Genomic DNA, 19,004 nt, shown 5'->3' on the forward strand with positions numbered 1-19,004 from the left:
GGCCGCACGCTGCGGCAACAGGGCTGTGCGCGAGCGGCGTTCACATCACGGTCATCGAGACATCACCGATCCGCCTCGTCGAGTTGCCACGCCGAGCGGCCGCGATTCCATACGGTGTGTGGGCAAGCGATCCCTCCCATCAGTTCGCCCGCAAAGGAACCGCCTCATGCATCGACGCAACGTACTGCGAGCCGCCGTCGTCGGCACCGGCTCCGTCGCCTTCGGCTTCACGATGACCCGCCCCTCCTTCGCCGCCTACCCCGTCCAGACCGGACCGAGCCCCTACGGCTCGCTCCAATCGGCCGACGCCAACGGCGTGCTGCTCCCGCAGGGCTTCACCTCCCGCATCGTCGCCCGCTCCTCCCAGACCGTGCCCGGCACCTCCTACACCTGGCACGGCGCCCCCGACGGCGGCGCCTGCTACGCCGACGGGACGGGCTGGATCTACACCTCCAACGCCGAGCTGTCCGCCCCCGCCGGCGGCGCCGGTGCGCTGCGCTTCGACGCCAGCGGCAACGTCATCGACGCCTACCGCACCCTCACCGGCACCCGCAGGAACTGCGCGGGCGGCGCCACCCCGTGGCAGACCTGGCTCTCCTGCGAGGAGATCGACCTCGGCTACACCTACGAGACCGACCCCTTCGGCGTCAACGCGGCGGTGCGGCGCGACGCCATGGGCCGCTTCAAGAAGGAGGCCGCCGCCTGCGACCCCGACCGGAAGGTCGTCTACCAGACCGAGGACGTCTCCGACGGCGCGTTCTACCGCTTCAAGCCCACCACCTGGGGGGACCTCTCCTCCGGGACGCTGGAGGTCCTCACCGAGTCCGGCGGGGCCCTCACCTGGAGGACCGTGCCCGATCCCGACGGCTCGCCCACGGCCACCCGCAACCAGGTCGCGAACACCAAGCGCTTCAACGGCGGCGAGGGGTGCTACTACGCTGAGGGCGTCTGCTTCTTCACCACGAAGGGAGACAACCGGGTCTGGGCCTACGACGCGGTCAACAACACGATCGTCATCGCCTACGACGACAACCTCACGCCCAACCCGCCGCTGTCCGGCGTCGACAACATCACCGGCGCCACCGCCAGCGGCGACCTGTTCGTCGCCGAGGACGGCGGCAACCAGGAGATCTGCATCATCACGCCCGACGACATCGTGGCGCCGTTCCTGCGCCTCTCGGGCCACGGCTCCTCCGAGATCACCGGCCCGGCGTTCAATCCGGCCGGGAACCGCCTCTACTTCTCGTCCCAGCGCGGCACCACCGGCTCCAGCTCGGGCGGCATGACGTTCGAAGTCACCGGTCCCTTCCGCAGCTAGCCTGAAGGGGCTTCGCGGAGCGCAGGCTCCGCGAAGCCCCACGGAGGCCTCCAGATGGCTAGGATGTCCAGAGCTGCATCCCGACAGCGCTGAGCCAACAATGGAGTCGGTGGTCGCCAATGTCCGTCCTCACCGTCGACCTCGCGATCGTCGGCGCCGGCCCCACCGGCCTCTTCGCCGCCTATTACGCGGGCTTCCGCGGCCTGAGGACCGCGGTCCTCGACGCGCTTCCCGAAGCGGGCGGCCAGATCACCGCCATGTACCCCGAGAAGCAGATCTTCGACGTCGCGGGCTTCCCCGAGATCAAGGGCCGCGACCTCGTGGAGAACCTGCTGCGCCAGGCCGCCCCGTTCGAGCCGCTCTACCTGCTCGACCGCCAGGCGACCAAGCTGGAGCACCGCGACGGCAAGCCCGTCCTGGACCTCGCCGACGGCACCCGCATCGAGACCGAGGCCGTGCTGGTCACCGGTGGCCTCGGCAGCTTCGCGCCCCGGCCGCTGCCCGCCGCCGAGGACTTCCACGGCGCCGGCATCGTCTACTTCGTCCCCGAGCTCGCCGCCCACGCCGGGCAGGACGTGGTGATCGTCGGCGGCGGCGACTCCGCCTTCGACTGGGCGCTCGCGCTCCAGGGCATCGCCCGCTCCATCACGATCGTGCACCGCCGCGAGAAGTTCCGCGCCCACCAGGCCAGTGTGGAGCGGGTCCGCGGCCTCGGCGTGCCCGTCATCGTGAACGCCCAGGTCACCGCCATCCACGGCACCGAGTTCGTGACCGGTGTCGACATCGACGTGAAAGACGAAGGGTCCAAGACGCTTCCCGCCGACGCGATCGTGGCGGCCCTCGGCTTCACCGCCGACCTCGGGCCGCTGGGGGAGTGGGGCCTCGACCTCGACCGCCGCACCATCGTCGTGGACTCCACGATGGCCACCAACCTGCCGCGCGTCTACGCCGCGGGCGACATCGCGGCGTACCCCGGCAAGGTCAAACTCATCGCCACGGGCTTCGGCGAGGCCGCAACCGCCGTCAACAACGCCGCGGTCGCGATCGACCCCGATGCGCACCTCTTCCCTGGACACTCCAGCGAAAATCCGTGATCCGTTGCGGCACAATAAAATCCGTGAATCCAATTGGGATTAACGAGACGTACTGTCGGGTATGACGCCACGGCCTCCGGCCACAGTCATACTATGCGGGGATGCTTGCCATGACCGTCGCGGACGGCCGCCTCGCCGCCGCCCAGGTGCCCGAACCCGCACCCGGCCCCGATGAGGTCCTCATCGAAGTCGCCGCCGCCGGCGTCAACCGCGCCGACCTCCTCCAAGTAGCCGGCCACTACCCGAGCCCGCCCGGCGCCCCCGCCTGGCCCGGACTCGAAGTCTCCGGCACCATCGTCAACGTCGGCAGCAGCGACAACGCCACCTTCCTCGGCGCCGAAGTCTGCGCCCTGCTCCCCGGCGGCGGCTACGCCCAGTACGTCACCGTCGACGCCGGACTCGTCCTGCCCAAACCCGAGAACGTCGACCTCGTCGACGCCGCGGGCCTCCCCGAAGCCGCAGCGACCGTCTACTCCAACCTCGGCTACCTGCTCCGCGAGGACGCGGGCAGCAAACGCCGCGTCCTCGTCCACGGCGGCGCCGGCGGCATCGGCACCTTCGCGATCCAGTTCGCCAAGAAACTCGCCGGCGCCGAGACTTGGACGACCGCCCGCGGCGAATGGACCAAGAAACTGCAGGCCCTCGGCGCCGACCGCGTCATCGACTACCGCAACGAGGACTTCGCCGCGCTGGCCATGGAAGCCGGCGGCGCGGACGCCATCCTCGACGTCATCGGCGCGGCCTACTTCGAGCCGAACCTCAAGGCGCTCGCCCAGGACGGGCGGCTCGCGATCATCGGCCTCCAGCAGGGCAACGCCGCGCAGATCCACCTCGGCGGCCTGCTCGCCAAGCGCGCCACCATCACCGGCACGACCCTGCGCGCCCGCCCGCTCGAGCAGCGCCGCCAGATCCTCGCCGAGGCCTTCGACCGCGTCTGGCCCGCCCTCGACACCGGCGAGATCGAGCCGGTCGTGACCACCCGCCTCCCGCTCGCCGAGGCCGCCGAGGCCCACCGGCTCATGGGCGCGGGCGGCCACTTCGGCAAGATCGTGCTCACCGCCAAATAGCGCGACGGCCCGCCGATCGCATCGGCGGGCCGTCGCAGGGCGAAGCTACTTCTCGCAGCAGCCGTGGCAGCAGTCCTGGCCGCCGCAGTCGCATGCTGTGTCATTGCAGCAGGTGCAGCACTCCTCGGTCGTGTTCATTGGCACTCACCTCCTTGTGAAGCAATCGGGGGACACCAGTTCTCGGGCAGCGGCGGGTCGCACGTGCCCGCGTCGACCGCCCGAAGCATGTTCGTCAGCTGCGTTCGCAGCCCTTCCAGCCGCGCGATCTCGGCGGTGATCTCGCCGATGCGCCGCTCCAGGTGCTGCCCGGCCGGCTCGCACGGGCACGAGCCCGTGTCGCGCACCGCGAGGAGGTCCGCGATGTCGGCCAGGCGCAGCCCGGCCCTCTGGCACGCCCGGATGAACCGGGCCCGGTCGAGCGCGACCGTCCCGTACTGGCGGTATCCGGTCGCAGTGCGCTCAGGCGCGGGGAACAGGCCCTCGCGCTCCCAGTGGCGGATCGTGTCGGTGGAGACGCCCACCTCCTCGGCGAGCTTGCCGATGGTCAGGGCGACGGTTGCTGCGGTCATGCCTCGACGGTAAACCTTGGTGTCAGGACCAAGGTCAAGTCCGGGCCCGAAGGAATCTCGGACACGCTCACGCGGAGACTAATGCGATGGAGTCCACAACGCCGCGGCTACTACCATGGACCCGTTATCCGACATCGGGAACTCCGATGACCAGCACCGAACGAGGAGAACCGTGGCACCCGCAGCGCCGAACCACAGCAACCCAGCCGTCATCGAACCGCTGTGGGTCACTGCTGGCACCACGTGCGCTGAAGCGGTCGCCGAGGCCGGCCTCCCCGCCCACGGCCCGAACGCGATCGTCGTCGTCCGCGACGCCGAGGGCCAGCTGCGCGACCTCGCCTGGTCGCCCGAGGCCGACACCAAGGTCGAGCCCGTGCCGCTGAACAGCCCCGACGGGCTCAACGTCATGCGCCACTCCGCCGCGCACGTCATGGCGCAGGCGGTGCAGGAGCTGCACCAGGCCAAGCTCGGCATCGGCCCGCCGATCACCGACGGGTTCTACTACGACTTCGACGTCGAGGAGCCGTTCAACCCCGACGACCTCAAGGCCGTCGAGAAGCGCATGCTCCAGATCATCAAGCAGGGGCAGACCTTCCACCGCCGCAAGTTCGCGTCCCTCGACGAGGCCCGCGCCGAACTCGCGAACGAGCCGTACAAGCTCGAGCTCATCGAGACCAAGGGCGAGGGCACCGACGCCGACGAGATCATGGAGGTCGGCGGCGGCGAGCTCACCGCGTACGACAACCACGACCGCACCGGCGAGAAGGTCTGGTCCGACCTCTGCCGGGGCCCGCACCTGCCGTCGACCAAGCTCATCGGTTCGGTCAAGCTCATGCGCTCGGCCGCCGCGTACTGGATGGGCTCGGAGAAGAACCCGCAGCTCCAGCGCATCTACGGCACCGCCTGGGCCACCGTGCAGGACCAGAAGGACTACCTCGCGCGCCTGGCCGAGGCCGAGAAGCGCGACCACCGCAAGCTCGGGCAGCAGCTCGACCTCTTCTCGTTCCCCGACGAGCTCGGATCCGGGCTCCCGGTGTTCCACCCCAAGGGCGGCATCATCCGGCACGAGATGGAGTCCTACCTGCGCGAACGCCAGCGCGAGGCCGGGTACGAGGTGGTCAACACCCCGCACATCACCAAGGAGCACTTGTTCCACACCTCGGGGCACCTCCCGTATTACGCGGACACCATGTTCCCGCCGATGGAGCTCGAAGGCGCGAGCTACTACCTCAAGGCCATGAACTGCCCGATGCACAACCTGATCTTCCGTTCGCGGGGGCGCTCCTACCGGGAGCTGCCGCTGCGCCTGTCGGAGTTCGGGACCGTGTACCGCTACGAGAAGTCGGGCGTCGTCCACGGCCTCACCCGCGTCCGCGGCCTGACCCAGGACGACGCGCACATCTACTGCACCGAGGAGCAGGCGCCGGGCGAGATCAAGAGCCTGCTCGAGTTCGTGCTGCAGCTGCTGCGCGACTACGGGCTCAACGACTTCTACCTGGAGCTCTCCACCAAGGGCGACTCGGACAAGTTCATCGGCGACGACGAGCTGTGGGACTCCGCGACCGCCACCTTGCGGCAGGTCGCCGAGGAGTCCGGGCTCGACCTGGTCCCGGACCCGGGCGGCGCGGCCTTCTACGGCCCGAAGATCTCGGTGCAGGCGCGGGACGCGATCGGCCGGACCTGGCAGATGTCGACCATCCAACTGGACTTCAACCAGCCCGTGCGCTTCAACCTGGAGTACTCGGCGGCGGACGGCACCCGCAAGCAGCCGGTCATGATCCACCGCGCGCTCTTCGGCTCGATCGAGCGCTTCTTCGGCGTCCTGACCGAGCACTACGCGGGCGCGTTCCCGGCGTGGCTCGCCCCGGTGCAGGCCGTCGGCATCCCCGTCCGCGACGAGAACGCCGACTACCTCGAGGCGTTCTTCGGCAGGCTCCGCGCGGCGGGCATCCGCGGCGAGGTCGACCACTCGGACGACCGCATGCAGAAGAAGGTCCGCAACGCCCAGCTCCAGAAGATCCCGTTCATGATCATCGCCGGAGACGACGACCAGAACGCGGGCACCGTCTCCTTCCGCTACCGCGACGGCAGCCAGCGCAACGGCGTCCCCGCCGACGAGGCCATCGCCCACGTCGAGGAGTTCGTCAAGTCCCGAGTGAACGAAGGCCCCTCGGCCGCAACCGAAGAGGCCTAGAACGCCACGACGCGCCTTGGGAACCGCGGAGCTGGTTCCCAAGGCGCGCGGCTGTTTTGGGTGACAATGACGTCATGGAGCACACCGCGGTAGTGGCCTGCCGGCCCTACGCGGGGAAGTCGTAGACGCTTCGCTGGTCCAGATCGTTCACGGCGTCGGCGATAGTGGCGAAGTCGTCGTCATCGTGAAGGACCACGAGCCCGTGGTGTGCGGCTGTCGCGGCGATAATGAGGTCAACGGGCGAAGGGGCCATGTGGCCGCCCTTCGACATCAGGCGGTTCTGCGTCGCTTCGACCCACCGCGGCGCCGACTTTGGAACTGGGACATCGGGGTACAGTCCCGCGAACATCTCGGTCATCTGATCGAATTCGTCACGGCCCTTTGCGGAGCGGCGAAACTCGGTTCGCTGCGGGTAGCACGACCCGATCGTGCCGGAGACCACCGCGGTTTCCCACGCGCGGTTGGCCTCCGGTTCACGGTGCAGGCGCCAGAGCGCCGAGGAGTCGATGAGGTAGCGGATCACTCCAGGTCGGCTTTCTCCCGGTCGTGCTGTGCCTTCCAGCCCTCGTAGTTCCAGTTCTGGCTGAGCTTGGAGAATCGCTCGTATGCGGCGATCTTCTCGTGGCGCTCGGCGTACTCCCGCAGGGCGAGATTCACAGCGTCCTTCTTGGTGCGCAGGCCGGTGAGCTTCAGAACCTTCTCCAAAGCCGAGTCGTCGATGTCGAGTGACGTGACTGTCATGAGACTTCCTCATATAAGAGATGGATAATCCCTATATAAAGGATATCAGGCCTTGCCGGTTTCGCCGAGCCAGCGGGCGAGCCTTCCGGCCCTGGCCAGGGCGGTGAGGCGCTGCTCGGTCGCTTCGCGGAGCTTCGGGGTCGTCACCACGATGAGCTGGTCGCCGCTGCGGAGGCGGTCGGCCTTCGCCGGGACGAAGAGGCTGTCTCCCCGGACAACTCCGGCGATGGCGCTGCCCTCGGGCAGGCGCAGCTCGAAGATCCTGATGCCGGCCAGGCCCGAGGCCTTCTGGACCGTGATCGTCAAGACCTCGCCGTCCACCGCGTCGAGCGGGGCCGTCTCGATGTCGATCTCCTGCACGGCCCCCTCCTGCGCGAGACCCAGCTTGCGCGCCACCCACGGCAGCGACGGCCCCTGCAGGAGCGTGAAGACCACCACGAGGACGAACACGATGTCCCAGAGCTTCTGCGCGCCAGGCAGATGCGCCGCGTGGGGGATCGTCGCCAGGACGATGGGGATCGCCCCGCGCAGGCCCGCCCACGACATGAGCACCTGCTCCTTGAACGTGAACTTGAACGGCAGCAACGAGAGCCACACCGCCAGGGGCCGGGCCACGAGCGTGAGCACCACCCCGAGCACCAGGCCCGGCACGATCGCCTGCAGCAGGCTCGACGGCGAGGCGAGCAGCCCCAGCATCACGAACATGCCCAACTGCGCCATCCAGCCCAGGCCCGTCGCGAACGACTGCGTCGCCGCCCGGTGCGGCAGATGCGAGTTGCCGAGGACCAGCGCCGCCAGGTACGCCGCGATGAACCCCGAGGCGTGCAGCGCACCGGCCGCCGCGAACGCGGCCAGCCCCAGGCTGAAGACCGCCAGGGGATAGAGACCCGAGACCGGCAGCGCCAGGCGCCGCAGCAGCCAGGCCCCGCCGAAGCCGACCGCGACGCCGATCGCCGAACCCACCGCGAGCTCCCAGATCAGGCCCCCGAGCAGATGCGCCGGATCCGGAATCCCGGTCGCCGACGAGAACGCCAGCACCAGGATCACCGCGGGCGCGTCGTTGAAGCCCGACTCGGCCTCCAGAGTGCCGCTGAGCCGCTTCGGCAGGCCGATCCCGCGCAGCACCGAGAACACCGCCGCGGCATCGGTCGAGGCCACGACCGCGCCGATCGTCAGCGACAGCTGCCAGTCGAAGCCGAGCAGGAAATGCGCCCCCAGCGCCGTCACCGTCACCGAGACGCCGACGCCGAGCGTCGCCAGCATCCCCGCCGGCGCCAACTGCCGGTGGATCGCCTGCCAACGGGTCGACAGACCGCCCTCGATGAGGATGAGCGCCAACGCGAACGTCCCGAGCGCCTGCGCGAGCTCGAAGTCCTCGAACACGATCCCCAAGCCGCCCTCACCGAGAACGAGCCCCGCCGCGAGGAACACCAGCAGCGCGGGAAGCCCCAGCCGCTGCGTGGCACGCAGCGCGGCAACGGAGAGCAGCACGGTGACGCAGCCGATCAGCACTACGAGGTACAGCTGGGGCAACGTCACGTCCGGAGCTTAACCGACACGTCGTGTCACGGTGTTTTCGTCGGGTTTCCGGTTCACATCAGCGTGGCCTAGGATCGTCCCGTGGAAGAGCGCGAAGGCGAAGGCGTCGGCGTCCCCGACGGGTACGAGCGGCTGTGGACCCCGCACCGCATGACCTACATCCAAGGCGAGGGGAAGCCCACGGGCGATGACGAGGACATCGAGGGCTGCCCGTTCTGCGAGATCCCGAAGCTCGACGACGCCGACGGCAACATCGTCGCGCGCGGCACCGCCATGTACGTGGTCATGAACAAGTACCCGTACAACAACGGCCACCTCATGGTCGTGCCCTTCCGGCACGTACCCGACTACACCGACCTCGACACCGACGAGATCGCCGAGATGGGCGCGCTCACGCAGCGCGCCATGACCGTCCTGCGCGCCGTCATGGGCGCCCACGGGTTCAACATCGGCATGAACCAGGGCCGGGTCGCCGGGGCCGGCATCGCCGGGCACCTGCACGAGCACATCGTCCCGCGCTGGGGCGGCGACGCGAACTTCATGCCCATCATCGGCCGCACCAAGACCCTCCCGCAGCTGCTGAAGGACACCCGCGCCGAACTGGCGGCCGCATGGGAGCGGGTGTGACCGGCCGGGCAACGTTAGAGTCGAAGCAGTACTCCTCTCCGGCCCGATCCGGGGACGAGGGCCGCACCCACTTGCCCTAACACCCACTTGGGCGATGCCGAGAAAACAGGAGACCATGGCGAAGTTCCTTCGGACCTCCGGCCGTGCGGGCGTACGACGCTACGTCGACGCCGCCGCGAAGGTCCTCATCCGCGTCGGCGTGTCCGCCAATGCCGTCACCGTCACCGGGACCGCCGTCGTCGTCGGCGCGTCGGTCCTGCTGCTCGCGCCGGGCCACCTGCTCGCGGGCCTCATCGTCGTGGCGCTGTCCGTCCTCACCGACATGCTCGACGGCGCGATCGCACGCGTCAAGGGCACCACCAGCCGTTTCGGCGCACTCCTCGACTCCACTTGCGACCGCCTCGCCGACGGCGCGATCTTCGCCGGGCTCGCCTACTTCCTCCTCGCCGAAGGCCGAGGCGTGGGCGCCGCGCTGGCGCTGTGGGCGCTCATCGCCTCCCAGATGGTCTCGTACGTCAAGGCCCGCGCCGAATCCCTCGGCGCCGAATGCAATGTGGGCATCGCCGAGCGCCCCGAACGCCTCATCATCGCCGCGCTGGCGGTCCTCGTCGAGGTCCTGGGCGTCCCGTGGTCCCTGGAGGTCGGCATGGGCCTGCTGGCCGTGCTCGCCTCGATCACGGTGGTGCAGCGCCTGGTGTTCGCGCGCGCGGTGCTCGCCTCGGGCGAGGAGCGCATCGATGTCTGAGCGCCTCACCGAGCTCGCCTACCTGGCCGCCTGGCGCGGCGTCAGGCTCCTTCCCGAGGGCGCCGCGAGGGCACTGGGGAACCGCTTCGCCGACCGGGCCGTGAAGAAGGACGGTCGCAGCGTCCGCCAGCTGCGCAAGAACCTCGCCCGCGTCGTCGACGGCGAACCGAGCGAGGAGCTGATCCGCCAGGCGATGCGCTCGTACGCCCGGTACTGGCTCGAGGCGTTCCGGCTGCCGTCGATGAGCACCGCCGACCTCGAGCGCAAGTTCGAGATGAACGGCTACGAGCCGGTCCACGAGCGCGCCCAGCAGGGCCTGGGATCGATTGTGGCGCTGCCGCACTGCGGGAACTGGGACTTCGCCGGGGCCTGGGTCGGCGCGGTCGCGAAGGACCGGCTCACCACGGTCGCCGAGCGCCTCAAGCCCGAAGGGGTCTACCGCCGCTTCCTCGAATACCGCGAGTCCCTCGGCATGACGATCATCCCTACCTCCGGCGGCGACCGCAATCCCCAAGCCGCCCTTGGGGAAGCGCTCGACGACGGGCACGTGGTAGCGCTCGTCGCCGACCGCGACCTGGGCCGTGGCGGCACCGACGTCAAGTTCTTCGGCGAGGCCACCACGTTCCCGACGGGGCCCGCCCTGCTCGCGATCCGCAACAAGGTCGAGCTGTTCACCGCCGCGATCCACTACGAGGACGATCGCGCGGTCTGCCACATCACCGGGCCCGTCGACACCGGCACCGGCTCCTTCCGCGACCGCGTCGCCGGCACGACGCAGCGCATGGCGGAGGCCTTCGAAGAGGGCATCCGCGCCCACCCGACCGACTGGCACATGCTGCAGCGCTTCTGGACCGCCGACTTCGAGGCGCCGCGGGAAAGCACGGTCTGACATGGGGTCCTTGCGGATCGGGATCGTCAGCCCGTACTCCTTCGACGTCCCCGGCGGGGTCCAGTTCCACATTCGCGACCTCGCCGAGACCCTCATCGACGCCGGGCACGACGTGTCGGTCCTGGCCCCCGCCACCGAGACCGAGGGCCTGCCCGACTTCGTCGTCCCCGGCGGCAAGGCCGTCGCGGTGCCCTACAACGGGTCCGTCGCGCGGCTCGCGTTCGGCCCCCGCTCGGCCGCGCGCGTGCGCAAATGGTGCGCCGAAGGCGACTTCGACGTCATCCACGTGCACGAACCGCTCACGCTGAGCCTTTCGTACCTCGCGGTCCTCAACGCCCGCTGTCCCGTCGTCGCCACCTTCCACACCGCGATGACCCGCTCCCGGATGCTCGCCGCCGGCAAGCACATGGCCCAGCTCGTCCTTGAGAACCTCTCGGCGCGCATCGCCGTGAGCCCCTACGCCCGAAAAGTCCAGGTCGAGCACCTCGGCGGCGGCGCCGTCGAGATCCCCAACGGCGTCTCGGTCGCCCTCTACCGCAAGGCCGCCCCGCTCCAGGACTTGCCCGAGGGCCCCACGATCGGCTTCATGGGCCGCTTCACCGAGCCGCGCAAGGGCTTCCCGATCCTCCGCGACGCCTTCGCCCGCCTCGCCGCCGACCGCCCCGACCTGCACCTGCTCGTCGTCGGCCGCGGCGACCCCGAAGCGGCCGTCGCCGGGCTCGACCCGGACATCGCCCGCCGCATCCGCTTCCTCGGCGCCGTCCCCGACGAGGAGAAGGCCTCCATGCTCGCCGGTGTCGACCTCTACGTCGCCCCCAACACCGGCGGCGAGTCCTTCGGCATGATCCTCACCGAGGCCATGGCCGCCGGGACCTGCGTCCTCGCCTCGGACATCGAGGCGTTCCGCTCCGTCCTCGACGATGGGAACGCGGGGGAGCTGTTCGCCGTCGGTGACGCCGCCGACCTCGCGGTCAAGGCCGGCCGCCTCCTCGACGACCAGAATCTCCGTACGGCGTACGTCGAACGCGCCAACGAATGGGTCAAGCGCTACGACTGGCCTGAGGTCGCCTCCCGCCTCCTGGAGGTCTACCGCGCCGCCATCGAAGCGGGCACCGAACGCCGCTGAACCCTACAAAACGTGTGATTGACTCTTTACTCAGAGTGCGCAAAGGTCCATACTGGGGTCGAACGGTTCGCGTCAATCCGTGCAGTCGCACGCGCGCGGACCCTACGGAGGGCAGTTGGATGGCCGATATCTCCCACAAGGGTGAAGCGATGACCGCTCACCCGGACGTCCATGAGATGCGGGCCCGATACGACAGGATGCTGGGCCGGAAGGACGTGGCGATGATCGACGCGCCAGTCTTCCTCGTCGGTCTGTACTGCATCATCTCCCCCTGGGTGGTCGGTTTCTCGGCCACGCAGGCGGACTTTGCCACGCACAACCTGATCGTGGGCATCGCGGTCGGACTGCTCGCGCTCGGATTCACTGTTGCCCCCGAGCGCATGTACGGCATGAGCTGGGCATTGTGCGCCGTCGGTATCTGGCTGGCCGTCTCGCCATGGGTTCTCATCACGAACCCGGAGACGAGCCTCATCTGGAACAACATCGTGGTCGGCGCGCTGACCTTCCTGCTCGGCCTCATGGCCGCCTGGCAGGTCCGCAACTTCCGCGAAGCATCGGGAGGGGAGATGTAATTCCACCCGAACCCGCATGACAGCGCCCGCAGCCGATCACCGGCTGCGGGCGCTTGCGCGTGGCCGGGAGCCACGCCCGTTGCCGTATGCCCGTACTATCAGGCCGATGTGGTGGTTGGCTGTGCTCGTGACGATCGTGGCCGTCGTCGGCGCGTACGCGACGTGGACGGTCACCCGAGTCGAACGCCTGCACCGCCGCGCCCGCGCCGCCGAAGGCGCCCTCCTCACCAAGCTCGACGACCGCGCCGAGACCGTCCTCAAATTCGTCGGCAACCCCGGCTTCGAAGAGGTCGTCGCCCTCGCCCTCTCCGTCGTCGCCGTCCCCGCCGACACCCAGCGCCAGCGCGAACTGCGCGAGTACGCCGAGAACGACCTCACCCGCGCCCTCCGCGAACTCGCCCAGAACCCGATCTGGACCGACGACCTCGACGCCGCCAACCGGCGTGTCGCCCTCGCCCGGCAGATCCACACCGACTTCGTGCGCGACGCCGTCGCCTCGCGCTCCCTCCCGATGGCCGTCGTCCTGCGCCTCCACCGCCGCCTGCCCCGCCCCGAGTACTGGGACATCGAGGACCCGGGACAGTGAACCGCGTCCCCGGTGACCGGTTTGTATCAAGGGGCCTGTGAGGCAGGTCGCGGCGTAGAATCAGCCAGGTCAGCACCCCTCATGGCACGCTTGCGCGCCATGGATTTGCCCAGCAGTTGACGTCTACCTCAGATGGAGCCGGTGACCGTGTCAGAGACCCAGAAGGCCCAGGCCGAAATCGGGACCGCCCGCGTCAAGCGCGGGATGGCCGACATGCTGAAAGGCGGCGTCATCATGGACGTCGTCACTCCCGAGCAGGCCAGGATCGCCGAGGACGCCGGGGCCGTCGCGGTCATGGCGCTCGAACGCGTCCCCGCCGACATCCGCCGCGAAGGCGGCGTCTCGCGCATGTCCGACCCCGACATGATCGACGGCATCATCGAGGCCGTCTCGATCCCCGTGATGGCCAAGGCCCGCATCGGCCACTTCACCGAGGCCGCGGTCCTGGAGTCCCTCGGCGTCGACTACGTGGACGAGTCCGAGGTCCTCACCCCGGCCGACGAGGCCAACCACATCGACAAGTGGCAGTACAACGTGCCGTTCGTGTGCGGCGCGACCAACCTCGGCGAGGCCCTGCGCCGCATCGCCGAGGGCGCGGCCATGATCCGCTCCAAGGGCGAGGCCGGCACCGGCAACGTCGTCGAGGCGACCCGCCACATGCGACAGATCCGCCAGGACATCGGCCGCCTCACCAACCTCGACTCGACCGAGCTGTACGCCGCCGCCAAGGACCTGCGCGCCCCGTACGAGCTCGTCGCCGAGGTCGCCAAGCTCGGCAAGCTCCCGGTGGTGCTCTTCACCGCCGGCGGCATCGCCACCCCCGCCGACGCGGCCATGATGATGCAGCTGGGCGCCGAGGGCGTCTTCGTCGGCTCGGGCATCTTCAAGTCCGGCGACCCGGCCAAGCGCGCCGCGGCGATCGTCAAGGCCACCGCCTTCTACGACGACCCGAAGGTCATCGCCGAGGTCTCGCGCGGCCTGGGCGAGGCCATGGTCGGCATCAACGTCGACACCTTGAGCGAGGAGCAGAAGCTCGCCAAGCGCGGCTGGTAAGCAAGACATGGAAAAGGGGCCCGAGCGTTGGCGCTCGGGCCCCTTTCACATGTCCTAAGGCTTCCCGATGTCGAAGACCGCACCGCCGGTCTCGTTGACCCCGGTGCAGTAGTTCGAGTACTCCTCCTCGAACACGACGAGCTCGCCGTCCCAGAACCCGACGGCCCGGAAGGTCACCGGGTCGTACTCCTTGGTGCAGATGCCATCGGCCACCGGCAGCGCATGGAAATCGCCCCCGGCGGCGGTGAGCTGCGCGCAGGCGTCGGCGCCCTTGTCGTGCCCGTCCCCGTCGGGGCACAGCAGCATCGCGGCGTTCTTGAGTCCTTGGCCGCGTTCGACCTCCAGGAACACGAGGCCTTCGGCACTGCCGCCGATACCGTGGTCGACCGGTGTCGGCAGCGCTTGCGCAGGAGTGGGATTCATGGCGACGAGTGCGGCGGCGCCAATGGTGGCGGCGCCGGCGGCGAGCTTCTTCATGGCCCGATCCTAAGGAGCGGGAGGCGTCCGCGCTCGGTTTGACACGCTTTAGGATCGGGCCATGAACGCAAGCGATCTCGATCAGCTCCCCACCGCCGACCTCCAGCAACGCGCCTTCGCGCTGGCGCGCGGGCGCCACGACTGGCGGTTCTTCATCGACCTGTTCCGGCACACCCCGACCGCACTCGAAGCCGAGGACCTCGACCCCGACGTCTCCGAGATCGGCGTGGCCATCGACGACCTGCTCAGCATGTGGCGCGAGGGCACGAAGGGGGACTGGGGTTCGGCCGAGCCGCTGGCGCGGGCGGCCTTCATCGACTACATCCAGAAGCACGGCGACGCCGACGCGTCGGACTCCTAGTCCTCGGTGAGCTTGTCGCCGCCGCGGCGGTTGAGCCAGTAGCGGATGTCGCTGGCGAAGAGCCACCACAGGGCGAACACGGACGCGAACACCCACGGCGCGACGATGAGCCCGACCCCGACGGACATGAGCATGCCGATGACGAACAGGATCGCGGTGGCGACGACCGCCGACCAGCGGACCGCCTTGAGGCGGGACTTGAACCGGATCGCGCACAGGGCCCCGACGATCGCGGCGAGGAGCGTGATGCCCGCGATCGTCAGGTACAGCCCCAGGAAGCCGGGGCTCTGGTAGTAGTCGAAGTCCCCTTGCGGTGTCCCTGTCGGGCCGACGAAGTCGGGGTTCTCGTAATTGGCCTTGATATCGGCGAGGCTCGCGCCGCGGGCGCTGATGGTGGTCATGGCCAGGAGATTGCCGGCGAGCACGGCGCACACCACCTGGATCCACATCGCGATCTGCAACCGGAGGAGCTTCTTGCGGGGCATCGCGCCCTCGCCGTTCGCGTCCTTCTCAGGCTCGATCGGGCCCTTGTCGCGGCCGAAGTTCGGTTGCGGAAGCATTATGTGGCCTTTCAGCGGTGTCGTCCGGATCGCCGCGCGGCGCTCGCCCTAGTGGTTGAACCAGCGGCGGGCGAAGCGCTCGGTAAGCGTTCCCATGATCGTAATCGGCACGATGACGAGGCCGATGCACAGCGCCCAGTAGAGCCCGCCGGTGAACAGCAGCCAGCCGAGGCCGACGATGGCGGCGGCCTGGACGAGCAGGATCAGGAGCCACAGGATGCGCCACTGGAAGCGCATGAGGGCGATGGCGAGGACCAGGAACAGCGCGAGGGCGCCGAGGCCGGCCGCGGCGCGGTAGACGTCGTGGACGGCGGCCGGGGGCACGAAGTCGTTCGCCTTGTGGTGCAGCAGCACGATGAGGCCGCCCGCGACGAGGGCGATCGCCGCTTCGATCCACATGGTGTTGCGTCCGGCCCGAACGGCGCGGGGCATCGGGTTGCGCTTCGAGGTCTTCGCCATCTTCTTCTTACTCCCGGGCATGAAGGGGTGCGTCACGTTCGCTCGCAGACTTTAACGGATCGTCACCCGCCCACCGAGTTCAGCCTGGTTTCGGTCACAGTGGCGATCTTCCAGGTAGGCACGGGAGCGAACCGGAATTACGCTTGTGGCGCCCGGTGATGCACAAGTTTTGGAGTTCTCTGATGACGCCAGTGCCCCAGATCGGCGTACTCGCCCTGCAAGGCGACGTGGTCGACCACATGCGCGCGCTCGAGGCCGCGGGGGCCCGGGCCGTGCCGGTGCGCCGCGCTTCGGAGCTCGACGCCGTGGAGGGCCTGGTGATCCCCGGCGGGGAGTCGACCACGATGAGCAAGCTCCTCGACATCTTCGACCTGTTCGACCCGGTCAAGAAGCGCCTGGACGCCGGGCTCCCGGTGTTCGGGTCCTGCGCGGGCATGATCATGCTCGCCGACGAGGTGCTCGACGGCCGCCCCGACCAGCGCTCGTTCGGCGCCATTCCGATGACGGTGCGCCGCAACGCCTTCGGTCGCCAGGTGGACTCGTTCGAGACCGAGATCGGCATCGACGGGATCGCCGGCGGCCCGTTCCGGGCGGTTTTCATCCGCGCCCCCTGGGTGGAGCGGGTCGGCGCCGGGGTCGAGGTGCTGGGCAGGGTCGACAGCGGCGAGGGTTCGGCAGACGGGCAGGGCGGTAGGATCGTCGCCGTACGTGCGGGCGCTTGCCTGGCCACCTCCTTCCACCCGGAGGTGACCTCCGATGCGCGGGTGCACGAGTACTTCGTGGATATGGTCCGAGGCGCAGACGCCGGACCGGTCGAGTAAGAGGAACGAGGAACGCCGGTATGAGTGGCCACTCCAAGTGGGCGACGACCAAGCACAAGAAGGCCGCGATCGACGCCAAGCGGGGCAAGATCTTCGCGAAGCTCATCAAGAACATCGAGGTCGCGGCGCGCACCGGTGGTCCTGACCCGACGGGCAACCCGACGCTCTTCGACGCGATCCAGAAGGCCAAGAAGAGCTCGGTCCCCAACGACAACATCGACCGCGCGGTCAAGCGCGGCGGCGGGCTCGACGGCGGCGGCGTCGACTACGAGACGCTCATGTACGAAGGCTATGCACCGGGCGGCGTCGCGGTGCTCATCGAGTGCCTCACCGACAACCGCAACCGCGCGGCGGCCGAGGTCCGCGTGGCGCTGACGCGCAACGGCGGCTCGCTCGGCGAGGCCGGCTCGGTCGGCTACATGTTCTCCCGCAAGGGGACCATCATCGTCTCGGCCGACGAGAAGCTCACCGAGGACGACATCCTCATGGCGGTCCTCGACGCCGGCGCCGAAGAGGTCAACGACCTCGGCGAAGGCGGCTTCGAGGTCCTGTGCGAGCCGACCGACCTGGTCGCGGTGCGCACCGCCCTCCAGGACGCCGGGATCGACTACGACTCCGCCGAGGCCGGCTTCCAGGCCTCCACGCACATCGAGGTCGACGTCGACGGCGCCCGCAAGGTCATCCGCGTGGTCGACGCGCTGGAGGACTCCGACGAGGTGCAGAACGTGTGGACCAACGCGGACATCTCCGACCAGGTCCTCGCGGAGCTCGACGCGGAATAGGACACAGGCGAAGAACGGGCCCGGAGCACGCGCTCCGGGCCCGTCGTCCGTCCCGCGAGGGGTTTGGCCTCGGGACCGGGCGGGCACCTCAGCTATATGGGCAAGCAGGTGTTCGCCGACCGGCGCGACGCCGGACGAAAGCTGGCCGAGGGGCTGGCGGACTACCGAGGACGCGAGAACGTGGTGGTCCTGGGATTGGTGCGCGGCGGTGTACCGGTGGCGTTCGAGGTGGCGCGGGCGCTCGAAGCGCCGCTGGAGGTGTTCACCGTCCGCAAGATCGGTGCGCCCGGCCAGGAGGAGCTGGCGATGGGCGCCATCGCCTCGGGTGGCGCGGTGGTCATGAACTACCAGGTCGTCGACGGCCTCAGGATCTCCAACGGGAGTTTCGACCTCGCCGCTGAGCGCGCCACGGTCGAGCTCGAACGCCGTGAGGCGGCTTACCGGGGCGACCGGCCGCCACTGGACCTGGACGGCAAGACGGCCCTGCTCGTCGACGACGGCCTGGCCACCGGCACGACCATGCGGGCGGCGGTGCGGGCCGTGCGCGAGCTGGGGCCCGCGGAGGTGGTCGTGGCCGTGCCCGTGGCGCCGGTATCGACCTGCCGTGAGCTGACCGTGCTCGTCGACGCGATGATCTGCCTGCACGAACCGGAGCACTTCCTCGCCGTCGGCGAGTTCTACCGGGACTTCACCCAGACCACCGACGACGAGGTCCGCGCACTGCTCGCCGCCGCCGACAGCGGCCAGGACGATCCGGCCTTCTAGGGCCCGCCCGGCGTCAGGTACTCCGTGAACCAGTCGCGTGCCAGGTCGGCCGCGGCCCTCAGCGTCCCCGGCTCCTCGAACAGATGGGTCGCGCCCGGCACGATCGCCAGCTGGCTCGGCCCGCCGAGCAGGTGCTCGGCCTTCTGGTTGAGCTCGATCACGACCTCGTCGTAGCCGCCCACGATGAGCAGCGTCGGCGCGCTCACCTCCGGCAGCCGGTCGGCCGCGAGGTCCGGCCTGCCGCCGCGGGACACCACCGCGCCGATGTTCATTTCCGGAGCCGCCGCGGCCCAGAGCGCCGCGGCGGCTCCGGTGCTCGCTCCGAAGTACCCGAATCGCAGGTCCGCGTGGCCGCCGCGGAGCCAGCGGGTGGCCTTCACCAGGCGGTCCGCGAGCATGTAGACGTCGAAGACGTTCGCGCGGTCGTCGGCCTCGAGCGGCGTGAGCAGGTCGAACAGGAGCGTCCCGAGTCCAGCCTGCCGCAGCCGCTCGGCCACGAACCGGTTGCGGGGACTGTGGCGGCTCGAACCGGACCCGTGGGCGAACAGGACCACGGCCCGCGCTTCCGCGGGTATGACCAGCTCGCCCTCGAGTTCGGCGGGACCGACCGGGATGGTCACCGGCGCTTCCATACGGGCCGGATACCCGGCCCGGCGCGG

Annotated in this window: 23 protein-coding genes; 15 read left to right on the forward strand and 8 right to left on the reverse strand. The window is 69.4% G+C overall.

Features of this window, described 5'->3' with window-relative positions:
• Positions 1-166: 166 nt before the first annotated feature.
• The 3 genes from ACFO8M_RS23645 (at position 167) to ACFO8M_RS23655 (ending at position 3,479) form a co-directional block, all read left to right on the forward strand.
• Positions 167-1,318, forward strand: coding sequence for an alkaline phosphatase PhoX (locus ACFO8M_RS23645; RefSeq protein ID WP_387980131.1), 1,152 nt, complete (start codon positions 167-169; stop codon positions 1,316-1,318).
• Between the two features lie 119 nt (positions 1,319-1,437).
• Positions 1,438-2,412 (forward strand): NAD(P)/FAD-dependent oxidoreductase, encoded by a 975-nt coding sequence (locus tag ACFO8M_RS23650; RefSeq protein ID WP_387980132.1) that lies wholly within the window; start codon positions 1,438-1,440, stop codon positions 2,410-2,412.
• Between the two features lie 101 nt (positions 2,413-2,513).
• Positions 2,514-3,479: an NAD(P)H-quinone oxidoreductase gene (locus ACFO8M_RS23655; RefSeq protein WP_387980133.1), complete on the forward strand. Its 966-nt coding sequence runs from the start codon at positions 2,514-2,516 to the stop codon at positions 3,477-3,479.
• Positions 3,480-3,613: 134 nt separating this feature from the next.
• Here the strand turns inward: ACFO8M_RS23655 and ACFO8M_RS23660 are convergent, their stop codons facing one another.
• The gene (locus tag ACFO8M_RS23660; protein ID WP_387980135.1) at positions 3,614-4,048 is read right to left on the reverse strand and encodes a MerR family transcriptional regulator; all 435 of its coding nucleotides are present in this window, start codon (positions 4,046-4,048) and stop codon (positions 3,614-3,616) included.
• A gap of 172 nt (positions 4,049-4,220) precedes the next feature.
• Between ACFO8M_RS23660 and thrS the strand changes: the two genes are divergently transcribed.
• Positions 4,221-6,242: a threonine--tRNA ligase gene (gene thrS, locus ACFO8M_RS23665; protein ID WP_387980137.1), complete on the forward strand. Its 2,022-nt coding sequence runs from the start codon at positions 4,221-4,223 to the stop codon at positions 6,240-6,242.
• A gap of 106 nt (positions 6,243-6,348) precedes the next feature.
• Here thrS and ACFO8M_RS23670 read toward each other — a convergent pair whose 3' ends face one another.
• From ACFO8M_RS23670 to ACFO8M_RS23680, 3 genes are read right to left on the reverse strand one after another with little or no spacing between them, the layout of a single operon-like run.
• A complete protein-coding gene (locus tag ACFO8M_RS23670; RefSeq protein WP_387980139.1) occupies positions 6,349-6,765 on the reverse strand; it encodes a PIN domain-containing protein in 417 nt (138 codons plus the stop codon).
• Complete coding sequence (locus ACFO8M_RS23675) at positions 6,762-6,983, reverse strand: type II toxin-antitoxin system VapB family antitoxin (protein ID WP_387980140.1); 222 nt, start codon at positions 6,981-6,983, stop codon at positions 6,762-6,764. Before ACFO8M_RS23675 ends, ACFO8M_RS23670 begins: the two co-directional genes overlap by 4 nt.
• Positions 6,984-7,028: 45 nt before the next feature.
• Positions 7,029-8,522, reverse strand: a complete 1,494-nt coding sequence (locus ACFO8M_RS23680; RefSeq protein ID WP_387980142.1) for a potassium/proton antiporter — start codon at positions 8,520-8,522, stop codon at positions 7,029-7,031.
• Positions 8,523-8,603: 81 nt separating this feature from the next.
• Here ACFO8M_RS23680 and ACFO8M_RS23685 point away from each other — a divergent pair, with 81 nt between their 5' ends.
• From ACFO8M_RS23685 to pdxS, 7 genes are all read left to right on the forward strand, one after another.
• The gene (locus tag ACFO8M_RS23685; RefSeq protein ID WP_387980144.1) at positions 8,604-9,149 is read left to right on the forward strand and encodes an HIT family protein; all 546 of its coding nucleotides are present in this window, start codon (positions 8,604-8,606) and stop codon (positions 9,147-9,149) included.
• Positions 9,150-9,264: 115 nt separating this feature from the next.
• A complete protein-coding gene (gene pgsA / locus ACFO8M_RS23690; RefSeq protein WP_387980146.1) occupies positions 9,265-9,894 on the forward strand; it encodes a phosphatidylinositol phosphate synthase in 630 nt (209 codons plus the stop codon).
• Positions 9,887-10,783 carry a phosphatidylinositol mannoside acyltransferase gene (locus ACFO8M_RS23695; RefSeq protein WP_387980148.1) on the forward strand — a complete coding sequence of 299 codons (897 nt, stop codon included), beginning with the start codon at positions 9,887-9,889 and terminating at the stop codon, positions 10,781-10,783. Before pgsA ends, ACFO8M_RS23695 begins: the two co-directional genes overlap by 8 nt.
• Positions 10,784-10,793: 10 nt before the next feature.
• Positions 10,794-11,909, forward strand: coding sequence for a glycosyltransferase family 4 protein (locus ACFO8M_RS23700; protein WP_387980802.1), 1,116 nt, complete (start codon positions 10,794-10,796; stop codon positions 11,907-11,909).
• Positions 11,910-12,028: 119 nt separating this feature from the next.
• Positions 12,029-12,481, forward strand: a complete 453-nt coding sequence (locus ACFO8M_RS23705) for an SPW repeat protein (protein ID WP_387980149.1) — start codon at positions 12,029-12,031, stop codon at positions 12,479-12,481.
• Between the two features lie 106 nt (positions 12,482-12,587).
• On the forward strand, positions 12,588-13,067 hold the full coding sequence (locus tag ACFO8M_RS23710; RefSeq protein WP_387980151.1) for a hypothetical protein: 480 nt from the start codon (positions 12,588-12,590) through the stop codon (positions 13,065-13,067).
• Between the two features lie 132 nt (positions 13,068-13,199).
• Positions 13,200-14,120: a pyridoxal 5'-phosphate synthase lyase subunit PdxS gene (pdxS, locus tag ACFO8M_RS23715; RefSeq protein WP_387980153.1), complete on the forward strand. Its 921-nt coding sequence runs from the start codon at positions 13,200-13,202 to the stop codon at positions 14,118-14,120.
• Positions 14,121-14,174: 54 nt separating this feature from the next.
• Here pdxS and ACFO8M_RS23720 read toward each other — a convergent pair whose 3' ends face one another.
• Positions 14,175-14,597 carry an SSI family serine proteinase inhibitor gene (locus ACFO8M_RS23720; RefSeq protein ID WP_387980154.1) on the reverse strand — a complete coding sequence of 141 codons (423 nt, stop codon included), beginning with the start codon at positions 14,595-14,597 and terminating at the stop codon, positions 14,175-14,177.
• A 61-nt stretch (positions 14,598-14,658) separates the two neighbouring features.
• Here ACFO8M_RS23720 and ACFO8M_RS23725 point away from each other — a divergent pair, with 61 nt between their 5' ends.
• Positions 14,659-14,958: a hypothetical protein gene (locus tag ACFO8M_RS23725; RefSeq protein WP_387980156.1), complete on the forward strand. Its 300-nt coding sequence runs from the start codon at positions 14,659-14,661 to the stop codon at positions 14,956-14,958.
• Here ACFO8M_RS23725 and ACFO8M_RS23730 read toward each other — a convergent pair.
• Positions 14,955-15,518, reverse strand: coding sequence for a hypothetical protein (locus ACFO8M_RS23730; RefSeq protein WP_387980158.1), 564 nt, complete (start codon positions 15,516-15,518; stop codon positions 14,955-14,957). The genes ACFO8M_RS23725 and ACFO8M_RS23730 overlap by 4 nt on opposite strands.
• A gap of 48 nt (positions 15,519-15,566) precedes the next feature.
• Complete coding sequence (locus tag ACFO8M_RS23735) at positions 15,567-15,998, reverse strand: hypothetical protein (protein ID WP_387980159.1); 432 nt, start codon at positions 15,996-15,998, stop codon at positions 15,567-15,569.
• Between the two features lie 161 nt (positions 15,999-16,159).
• Between ACFO8M_RS23735 and pdxT the strand changes: the two genes are divergently transcribed.
• The 3 genes from pdxT (at position 16,160) to ACFO8M_RS23750 (ending at position 18,345) form a co-directional block, all read left to right on the forward strand.
• Positions 16,160-16,798: a pyridoxal 5'-phosphate synthase glutaminase subunit PdxT gene (gene pdxT / locus ACFO8M_RS23740; protein ID WP_387980160.1), complete on the forward strand. Its 639-nt coding sequence runs from the start codon at positions 16,160-16,162 to the stop codon at positions 16,796-16,798.
• A gap of 20 nt (positions 16,799-16,818) precedes the next feature.
• Positions 16,819-17,580 carry a YebC/PmpR family DNA-binding transcriptional regulator gene (locus ACFO8M_RS23745; RefSeq protein ID WP_387980161.1) on the forward strand — a complete coding sequence of 254 codons (762 nt, stop codon included), beginning with the start codon at positions 16,819-16,821 and terminating at the stop codon, positions 17,578-17,580.
• Between the two features lie 96 nt (positions 17,581-17,676).
• Positions 17,677-18,345 carry a phosphoribosyltransferase gene (locus tag ACFO8M_RS23750; protein WP_387980162.1) on the forward strand — a complete coding sequence of 223 codons (669 nt, stop codon included), beginning with the start codon at positions 17,677-17,679 and terminating at the stop codon, positions 18,343-18,345.
• Here ACFO8M_RS23750 and ACFO8M_RS23755 read toward each other — a convergent pair.
• A complete protein-coding gene (locus ACFO8M_RS23755; protein WP_387980164.1) occupies positions 18,342-18,965 on the reverse strand; it encodes a dienelactone hydrolase family protein in 624 nt (207 codons plus the stop codon). The two genes, ACFO8M_RS23750 and ACFO8M_RS23755, sit on opposite strands and share 4 nt — an antisense overlap.
• Positions 18,966-19,004: the final 39 nt, after the last annotated feature.

Source organism: Glycomyces rhizosphaerae (assembly GCF_042647865.1).
GTDB lineage: Bacteria > Actinomycetota > Actinomycetes > Mycobacteriales > Micromonosporaceae > Glycomyces > Glycomyces rhizosphaerae.